6 protein-coding genes and 1 pseudogene are annotated in these 8292 nt (G+C 69.8%); 2 read left to right on the forward strand and 5 right to left on the reverse strand.

Going from position 1 to position 8292, the window contains the following annotated elements:
- A pseudogene (locus C0461_RS11965) lies at positions 1 to 891 on the forward strand (oxidoreductase); the annotation flags it as partial.
- Between the two features lie 109 nt (positions 892 to 1000).
- Positions 1001 to 2206, forward strand: a complete 1206-nt coding sequence (locus tag C0461_RS11970; protein ID WP_292107231.1) for an acetyl-CoA C-acyltransferase — start codon at positions 1001 to 1003, stop codon at positions 2204 to 2206.
- Between the two features lie 21 nt (positions 2207 to 2227).
- Here the strand turns inward: C0461_RS11970 and C0461_RS11975 are convergent, their stop codons facing one another.
- From C0461_RS11975 to C0461_RS11995, 5 genes are all read right to left on the reverse strand, one after another.
- Complete coding sequence (locus tag C0461_RS11975; protein ID WP_292107232.1) at positions 2228 to 3457, reverse strand: serine hydrolase domain-containing protein; 1230 nt, start codon at positions 3455 to 3457, stop codon at positions 2228 to 2230.
- A gap of 25 nt (positions 3458 to 3482) precedes the next feature.
- A complete protein-coding gene (locus C0461_RS11980; protein ID WP_292107233.1) occupies positions 3483 to 4361 on the reverse strand; it encodes an SDR family NAD(P)-dependent oxidoreductase in 879 nt (292 codons plus the stop codon).
- Between the two features lie 42 nt (positions 4362 to 4403).
- Complete coding sequence (locus C0461_RS11985; RefSeq protein ID WP_292107237.1) at positions 4404 to 5033, reverse strand: TetR/AcrR family transcriptional regulator; 630 nt, start codon at positions 5031 to 5033, stop codon at positions 4404 to 4406.
- 118 nt (positions 5034 to 5151) lie between these two features.
- A complete protein-coding gene (locus tag C0461_RS11990) occupies positions 5152 to 6720 on the reverse strand; it encodes an AMP-binding protein (protein WP_292107234.1) in 1569 nt (522 codons plus the stop codon).
- A partial coding sequence (locus tag C0461_RS11995; protein WP_292107235.1) for a carboxylesterase family protein occupies positions 6717 to 8292 on the reverse strand: 1576 nt, incomplete at its 5' end. The genes C0461_RS11990 and C0461_RS11995, both read right to left, overlap by 4 nt.

An 8292-nucleotide genomic window follows, 5' to 3' on the forward strand; every position in this document is an offset into this window, starting at 1 on the left:
ACCAACGGCGCCCGCCCCCTCTTCGACCGGGTCGAGGTGGACAACGGCGAGGCCGGCGCGATCCGCCACTGGCAGCATCAGCTGAACCGCATCACCGGCCGGACCGACGCGCCGGACTGGGCCCCGCCCGCCTACGCCCCATGGCGTCTGATCGCGCGCGAGCGGCTGAACGGCCCCGACAGCCCCGGCGAGGGCCTGTGGCGCATCGCGCTGGAGCCGCTCGGCGACCTGCCCGACTGGCGCGCCGGCGACATCGCGGAGATCGGCGTGCCCTCCGCCCCCGGCCGGCCGCCCCACGCCCACCGCGAATACTCCGTCGCCTCCCTGCCCGCCGACAGACAGCTGGAGCTGATCGTGCGGCTGATGCGCGCGCCGGACGGAACGCCGGGTCTGGCGTCCGGCTGGCTGACCGACACCTGCGCCATCGGCGCGCCGGTGGACCTGCGCATCCGGTCCAACAGCGCCTTCCACGGTCCCGAGGGCGACCCGCCCATGATCCTGATCGGCGCGGGCAGCGGGCTGGCGGGCCTGCGCGCGCACCTCAGGGAACGGCAGGCGGCCGGGCGCGGCGCCAACTGGCTGATCCTGGGCGAGCGCCACCCTGACCACGACCGCATCCTGCACGGCGAACTGGAAGCCTGGCGCGCCGAGGGCGCGCTCGCGCGGCTGGACCGCGTCTTCTCGCGCGGCGACGGCGGCCGGTACGTGCAGGATCATCTGCGCGATCACGCCGATCTGGTGCGCGACTGGATCGCCCGGGGCGCCGTCATCCACGTCTGCGGCGCCGTGGCCATGGGGGCCGGAGTCCACGAAGCGCTGGGCGAAATTCTGGGCGTGGAGACCCTGGATGATCTGACTGGCCAGGGCCGTTATCGCCGCGACGTCTATTAGGGCGGAAAAGCGCAAAGACTGACCCTGCTCGGGCCGCTTTTTCGTTGGCCCGGCAGGCTTTGCCGTGTTCAACTCCTGTTACGCTCCCCGAACCATTCAGAGGTGTTCCATGTCCCGCGAAGCCGTCATCGTCTCCACCGCCCGCACCCCCATCGGCCGGGCCTATCGCGGCGCCTTCAATGACACCCAGCCGCAGCAGCTGGGGGCCAACGCGGTGCGCCATGCCGTCGAGCGGGCGGGCGTCGATCCGGCCGAAGTCCAGGACGTGATCATGGGTGCGGCCCTGCAGCAGGGTCCCACCTCGCCCAACATCGCCCGTCAAGTGGCCCTGGCCGCCGGCCTGCCCGCCAGCGTCGCCGGCATGAGCCTCGACCGCCAGTGCGCCTCGGGCCTCATGGCCATCGCCACGGCGGCCAAACAGGTCATGATCGACGGCCAGCAGGTGGCCGTCGGCGGCGGGCTGGAGAGCATCTCCCTTGTCCAGAACCAGCACATGAATCTCTACCGCATGAAGGACGAGGCGCTGCTGAAGCTCTCGCCCCACATCTACATGTCCATGCTGGAGACCGCCGAGGTGGTGGCCGAGCGCTATGGCGTCTCCCGCGAGGCCCAGGACGAATACGCCCTGCAGTCGCAGCAGCGCACCGCCGCGGCCCAGGCGGCCGGCTATCTGGACGCCGAGGTGGTCCCCATGACCACCACCATGCAGGTGCAGGACAAGGCCACAGGTCAGATCTCGGCCAAGGAAGTCACCCTCTCGAAGGACGAGGGCAACCGCCCCGAAACCACCCTGGAAGGCCTGTCCTCGCTCAAGCCCGTCTTCGGCGGCGGCGAGAAGATCGAGCAGGGCCGCTTCATCACGGCGGGCAACGCCTCGCAGCTGTCGGACGGCGCCTCGGCTTCGGTGATCATGGAGGCGAAGGACGCGGAGCGGCGCGGCCTGACGCCGCTCGGCGCCTATCGCGGCATGGCGGTGGCCGGCTGCGAGCCCGACGAAATGGGCATCGGCCCCGTCTTCGCCGTGCCGAAACTGCTGAAGCAGCACGGCCTGACCGTGGACGACATCGGCATCTGGGAGCTGAACGAGGCCTTCGCGGTCCAGGTCCTGTACTGTCGCGACAAGCTGGGCATTCCCAATGACCGGCTGAACGTCTCGGGCGGCGCCATCTCCATCGGGCACCCCTACGGCATGTCCGGCGCCCGCATGACCGGCCACGTGCTGATCGAGGGCAAGCGGCGCGGCGCTAAATACGGCGTCGTCACCATGTGCGTCGGCGGCGGCATGGGAGCCGCCGGTCTGTTCGAGATTTACTAGGCTTTTGACGCGCTGGCCGGCTCAGGCTCCGGCCAGCGCCTCATAGATCAGCGGCCTCAGGGCGTCGCGCGCGGGCGCGGAGCCGGCGGGCATGACCTGGGTCATCATCGTCACCGACAGTCCGAGCCCGGCCGTGGCCCAGAACCCGGTGCCCGCCGCCCCGCCCCACGCGTATTCGCCCGTCGACCCGGGCCCGGATCCGTCATCCAGCCGGGTCACCCCGCCCAGCGCCTGCCCCATCCGGCCCTCCAGGCGCCCGCCATAGAACTGGCGCAGCCGCGGCTCGATGTGATCCTGCGGCCCCCAAGGCGTCATCATCAAGCGGGCGGAGTCCGCGCTCATGATCCGCGCCCCGTCCACGGCCCCGCCGTTCGCCAGCATGTCGGCGAACCGGCCGTAATCCAACAGCGTCGAGACCAGCGCCCCGCTGCCCGAGTCCGCCAGCGGCCGGCGCAGGGGGGTCCGCTCGGCGCCGGACCGGACGCGGTTCAATCCCCCTTCGCCCGCCGTATAGAGCCCCGCCAGCCGGTCGGCACTGTCCTCGCGCACGAAGAAGCCGGTGTCGGCCATGCCGAGCGGGTCGAAGATGCGGCGCTTGAGAAAGTCGCCCAGCCACTCCCCGCTGATCCGTTCAACGATCAGGCCCGCGATATCGAGGCCGTAGCCGTACAGCCAGTCCGCCCCCGGTTGATGCTCCAGCGGCAGTTCGCCCAGCCGCCGCGCGAACCCCGCCAGCCCGCCGATTTCCGGATCGTACATCCAGGCGGCGGCGGTCAGGCCCGCCTGTCGATACAACGACGCCACGCGCGCATCGCTCCAGCTGTTGGCCAGGCCGTCGGTGTGGGTCAGCAGATGACCCACGGTCATGACGCGAGCCGGAACGCGCGCGTCGCCCTCGCCCAACACCTGAAGATCGGCAAACTCGGGCACGATCCCGGCCACCGGCGTGTCCAGCGTCAGGTCGCCGTCCTCAATCAGCAGAACCGCGCCCGCCGCCACCACGGGCTTGGTCATGGAATAGATGCGATAGATGGACTCCGGCCCGATGGTCTCGGCGCCCGAAATGTGCGCCTCGGCCAGCACCCGGCCGCGCTGCGCCACCCGCAGCGAGGCGAACGGGAGATCGCCCTGCTCCACGAATTCGCGAAGACGGGCCACCACCGGATCGAGCGCATCCGACGCCCGGGCGGGACCGGCGGCCAACCCGGCGAAAGCGGCGCCCGAGATCATCAGCGTGCGACGGTCGATCATGGCGACCTCCTGATTGCGCCGTGCGTCAGGTCGTGGACGCGGCCACGACGCTCTGTACCTCACGCTCGGCCTGGGTGAAGCCGTAGTTGGGGACCAGCGCGCCCGTCTGGTCCGACACCGCGTCCCACGCCGCGATCAGGCGCTCGCCCGCATCGTCGCCGCCGCCGATGTAGCGGCCCTGGCTGAGCGTGATGGTCGCCGTGGCAAAGTGCCCGGCGCCGGCGCAGATCACCGTGCGCGTCGGCGCCCCATCCACGACCAGGGGCAGCAGCGCCGGGCTGACCAGCGCCGGGTCCAGCGCCTTCAACGCCGCTTCCGGCAGGATATCCGCCGTCATCTGGGTCGCCGCCGTGGGGGCCAGGCAGTTGACGCGGATGCCGTATTTCTCACCTTCGATGGACAGGGTCTGCATGAAGCCCACCAGCGCCATCTTGGCAGCGCCGTAGTTGGCCTGGCCGAAATTGCCGTACAGGCCCGACGACGAGGTGGTCATGACGATGCGGCCGAACTGCTGCTGGCGCATCTGCTCCCACACCGCCTTGGTGCAGATGGCCGCGCCCATCAGGTGCACGTCCACCACCAGACGGAAATCGGCCATGTCCATCTTGGCGAAGCTCTTGTCGCGCAGGATGCCGGCGTTGTTGATCAGGATGTCGATCCGCCCCCACGTCTCCACGGTCTGATTGACCATGGCGCTGACGGCGGCCTCGTCGGTGACCGAGGCGGCGACGGCCAGGGCTTCACCGCCCGCCGCGCGGATTTCCTCCGCCACCGCGTCCGCCGCGCCCTGCGACAGATCATTGACCACGACCTTCGCGCCCTTGCGCGCCAGATACAGCGCATGTTCGCGGCCCAGTCCCCCGCCCGAACCCGTAATGATCGCCACACGCCCTTGAAGCGCCATGTCCCACTCTCCTGTCATTGATTTGATTTTGTGATGGCGCGCTCAGTCGGCCGCGCTCTTTTTGCTCTTGCAGATCGACATGAAGCCCGCGGCCATGAAGCCGGCCATGCGATCCTTCACGGCCTCGAAATCGTCGGAGCTGCACAGCCCGCCGGACAAGCGGTCGATCCGGCCCGTGCGGGCCAGGGTCAGCATCAGCGCGCCGGTGACGAAGTGATAGCCCCAGAAAATGTCCTCCTCGGCGCAATCCGGCAGCGCCTTCTTGAGGATGTCGATCAGGCGCAGCACCAGCGGATCGAAATGCAGATCGAACAGTTCGGCGCCGTAGGGCGTGTTGGACACCTGCGCCCCCAGGGCGCCGTAGTTCTTCCAGTTCTCGCCGCCCTGGCTGTAGAGGTCCAGGTCGGTGTCCAGAAAGGCCCGCAGGGCGCCCTCCACCGTAGGCTTGCCGCCGCAAGCGGCTTCGTACTCGTCCAGCGCCTTCATGCGCAGACCGCTGGTGACGCCCGCCCTCCGTCCGATAACGGCGTCGAACAGGGTCTTCTTGTCGGTGAAATAGTAGTTCAGCAGCGTATGGTGGACGCCGACCTTCTGGGCGACGTCCTTCAGCGTCACCCCGTACAGGCCGTGCACCGAAAACAGGTACTCCGCCGCGTCGAGGATCTGCTCCATCTTGTCGGCGCGCTGCTGCTCCTTGACCGGGCGCTTGCGCGGCTTGGGCGCGGCCCGCGCGACCGCCTCGCGAGGCTTGGCCTCGGCGACAGCCGCAGGTTTGGTCTTCGTCTTCGGCTCAGCCGCCATAGTCTACTCGCAAACGCATCTTGTCGATCTTGCCCGTGGGGGCCAGCGGCATCTGGTCCAGCCGGATGACCGCGTCGGGAATCCACCACGGGGCGACCCTCTCGCGCAACGGCGCAAGCAGGGCTTCGTCGCTAATCGTGTCCGATTCCCGGGTCTGGACCAGAAGAATGGGCCGTTCCCCCCATTTGGGATCGGATCGCGCGATCACGGCGGCCAAAGACACTTCGGGATGTTCGCTGACGACCGCCTCGATCTCGGCCGGATTGATCCATTCGCCGCCCGACTTGATCAGGTCCTTGGCCCGGCCGGTGATGATCAGGTCGCCGTCGGGGCTGATGCGGGCCAGATCGCCCGTGGCGAACCAGCCGTCAGGGTCGGTGGCGCTCTCGGTCTCGCCGAAATAGCGCTGGATCACCGCGGCGCCGCGCACCTTCAGATGGCCTTCCACGCCCCGTTGCTCCGGCAGCGCCCGGCCCTCCGCATCGGTCAGCAGCAGGTCCACGCCGATGGCGGGGCGGCCGGACTTGTGGGCGGCGCGGTCCGGGTCCGCCGGGCGCGCCACCGTGCCGGAGGGCGACATCTCGGTCATGCCCCAGCTGGTCTGGACGGTGACGCCCAGCCCGCGCTCGATGCGCTCCATCAGCGCCGGGGCCAGCGGCGCGCCGCCCACCACGATCCGCCTCAGCGACGGGGTCTGGCCGCCGGTGGCCTCCAGATGCTCCAGCAGCGCCAGCCAGACCGTGGCCACGCCCACGCCAACCGTGGAGTCTTCCGCATTGATCAGGGCCGCCAGGCTCGGGCCGTCAAGATAGCGGCCGGGCAGGATCAGCCGCGCGCCCACCGCCGGGGCCGCGAACGGCAGGCCCCAGGCGTTGGCGTGGAACATGGGCACGGCCATCAGGATGCCGTCGTCGGCCGTGAACGCCATCACGTCCGCCTGCAGCACCCGAAGCGTATGCAGGAAGCTGGACCGGTGGGTGTAGGTCACCCCCTTGGGCGCGCCCGTGGTGCCCGAGGTGAAGCACAGTCCGCTCGGCGCAGTCTCATCGAACGCCCCCCAGACCACCTCGCCCTCGACCGCACCGATCATCGGCTCCAGCAGATCGGTCTGCTCGTCCGTCGCGCCCGCATCGATCACCAGCACGCGCTCGATCAGCGGCGCCCGCGCGGCGATGCGGCGCGCGAGCGGCGCCAGATCCGCGCCCGCAATGAGGATCCGGACCTGCGACCGGGTCGCCATGTCGGCCAGCTGCGCCTCGGTCAGTCGCGGGTTCAGCGTATGGCACACTGCCCCCATGCCCATGACCGCATACCAGACCTCCACATGGGCCTGGGTGTTCCAGGCCAGGGTGGCGACCCGGTCGCCTGGTTTCACGCCCAGCCCGTCCATAACCGCCGACACCTTGCGGCTGCGCGCCGCCAAGGCCCCATAGCCGATACGGTCGCTTGAACCATCGCCACGCGCCGTGACCACCTCGACGCCCGGATGCCATTTTGCGGCATGATCCAGGAACCGGTCGAGGGTCAGCGGGAAGGCCTGCATCTCCCCGTCGCTCATGGGCATTCCGCTGCTGGAGGAAGCGGCGGCGAGGCGACGCCCACATTCCAGTGCCACGGCAATCCGCCATGGGCGCGGCGGCGGCAGACAACCTCTTCCACCAGTTCAAACATGCCCGGCATCAGATGCTCGCCCGGAACCGGCGTCTGGTCGAAGGCCATATAGGCCCGGTCCTCGCCATAGGCCTGCCAGTCCGGCTGGCCTTCGGCGGAAGGAACGCCGTCCCGCGCAAAGCTGACCCAGTAGCCCAGCATGGCGTCGGACAATCCGGCTTCCACATCCGTGTCCGGGATCGCCGGCCAGTGCGGCGGCGTCCGATCCCCGCCCCCGAAGACATACGGAATCTCGCTGGCGTGAAATGCGTGCAGCCCCGCCTCGTCCGCCGCCGGATAGCTGTGGTTGAAATAGTACAGGAACGACGGCCGGCCCTGCGCCGTCTGGCTGCGCACCAGCCGCTCGGCGGTCCAGCCGTACATAGCGTCCCGCGTGGTCGCCAGCATGGCCTCGTCCAGGTTCCCGGACGGGTAACGGGCCAGCATGTCATCCGCCAGATCGCCGTAGGCTGCCCGAGTGGCCGCTTCATACGCCGCCGCGCTCGCTGGCTGCGGCGGAAGCAGGAACCGCAGCGAGCGGATCTCGCCCTCGTTGAATCCGGCCAGAATCGGCACGGACGCCGCCTCGCCGCGCTCGAACGCCTCCACCGGCTGGGCGGGCAGCACATGGTCGTCCACATTGCCCAGCGGCAGGAAGCCGGACATGGCCGCGCCCACGGTCAGGGCCTGCGGATCCATGGCCCGCAGCCGGGGCAGCCCCCTCACCTCCAGCTGGCGGCTCAGCGCCACGCCCGCCTCCTCGGCCGACGGCGTGCCGTGCACCGTCTCGCGCAGGGCCGGTGTGGAGATCATGTAGGCGCTCTGGGCCACCGCCTTGTGGAACAGCCCGTGGGCCTGCGGCGCGGCCATCAGATACATGACCGACAGCGCGCCTGCGGACTCGCCCGCGATGGTGACGTTGTCCGGATCACCCCCGAAGGCGGCGATGTTGCGCTGAATCCAGCGCAGGGCCTCGATCTGGTCCAGCAGGCCGTAGTTGCCCGACACCCCGTCCGGCGACTCCGCGCTCAGATCCGGATGGGCCAGATAACCCAGCACGCCCAGGCGATAGTTGATAGTCACCACCACCACGCCCTCGGCCGCCATGCGGGCGCCGTCATACATGACCTCGGCGCCCGATCCGCCGGTCAGGGAGCCGCCGTGGATCCACACGAACACCGGCGCATTCCCGGCGTCCTCCGGCATCCAGATATTCAGGGACAGACAGTCCTCGCTCATGCGCGGCGTCTCGGCGGGCGCATAGATGCTGCCCGGCCGCGACGGCGGCTGATGACAGGCGGGGCCGAACCGCGTCGCGTCACGCACGCCGTCCCAGCCAGCCGCCGTCACCGGGGCGCGCCAGCGCATCCGGCCGATGGGCGCCTCGGCGTAGGGAATGCCCCGGAAGGCGGAGACGCCGTTCAGCGCCTCCCCCCTCACGGACCCGGCGGGCGCCTGCACCACCGGCCCGTCGTGGGAC

This window comes from Brevundimonas sp. (assembly GCF_013823285.1).
Taxonomy (GTDB): Bacteria; Pseudomonadota; Alphaproteobacteria; order Caulobacterales; family Caulobacteraceae; genus Brevundimonas.

Excerpts from the sequence above, each read along its gene's own strand:
- C0461_RS11985 (WP_292107237.1), bottom strand. The coding sequence starts at position 5,033 with ATGGAGCAGATCCTCGACGCGGCGGAGTACCTGTTTTCGGTGCACGGC.
- C0461_RS11980 (WP_292107233.1), bottom strand. The coding sequence starts at position 4,361 with ATGGCGCTTCAAGGGCGTGTGGCGATCATTACGGGTTCGGGCGGGGGA.
- C0461_RS11970 (WP_292107231.1), top strand. The coding sequence starts at position 1,001 with ATGTCCCGCGAAGCCGTCATCGTCTCCACCGCCCGCACCCCCATCGGC.
- C0461_RS11990 (WP_292107234.1), bottom strand. The coding sequence starts at position 6,720 with ATGAGCGACGGGGAGATGCAGGCCTTCCCGCTGACCCTCGACCGGTTC.
- C0461_RS11975 (WP_292107232.1), bottom strand. The coding sequence starts at position 3,457 with ATGATCGACCGTCGCACGCTGATGATCTCGGGCGCCGCTTTCGCCGGG.